1 protein-coding gene is annotated in these 554 nt (G+C 61.2%); it reads right to left on the reverse strand.

From position 1 onward, the window contains the following. Positions 1-19: 19 nt before the first annotated feature. Positions 20-554: substrate binding domain-containing protein (locus EN893_RS37130; protein WP_206640275.1), on the reverse strand; the 535-nt coding region annotated here is incomplete at its 5' end.

Genomic DNA, 554 nt, shown 5'->3' on the forward strand with positions numbered 1-554 from the left:
GCTTCGAACCGTTCGTGTCCTAGCCGTCAAGACCCCAAAGATCCGGGTTGCGTTTGAAATACTCAATCAGCATGTCGGTGAGCACGCGCACTTTCCGCGTAGGATGCTGCCCCGGCGGGCGTACGACATACGCAGCTCCCGGAGGTACCGGATAGCGTGTCATGATCGGGACCAGCGCGCCGGAGGCCACATGTTCATGTGTAATGCAATCGGGGAGCCAGGCGATGCCGAGACCCGCCGCCGCCGCCGCGGCAAGCGCCGTGGCGCTGTCGGCCTTGAACCTGCCCTGCGGCTGGACCGTAACAATCTTGTCGCCATCCATGAACTGCCAGGCTTCCGTTCCCTGCATGAGGGCCTGATGGGTGACGAGTTCGTCCGGAGTCTCGGGTGACGCGTGCGCTTTGATGTAATCCGGGCTCGCGACAAGCTTTCCATGGATAGGCCCGACGCGCTTCGCGATCAGGTTGGAATCCTGAAGGTAGGCGCCCCGGATCGCGCAATCGAAACCCTCTGCGATGAGATCGACGAAGCGATCGCTATAAGAAGTATGGATG

Origin of the sequence: Mesorhizobium sp. M7A.F.Ca.CA.004.04.2.1, assembly GCF_004022825.1 — a bacterium.
Classification (GTDB): domain Bacteria; phylum Pseudomonadota; class Alphaproteobacteria; order Rhizobiales; family Rhizobiaceae; genus Mesorhizobium.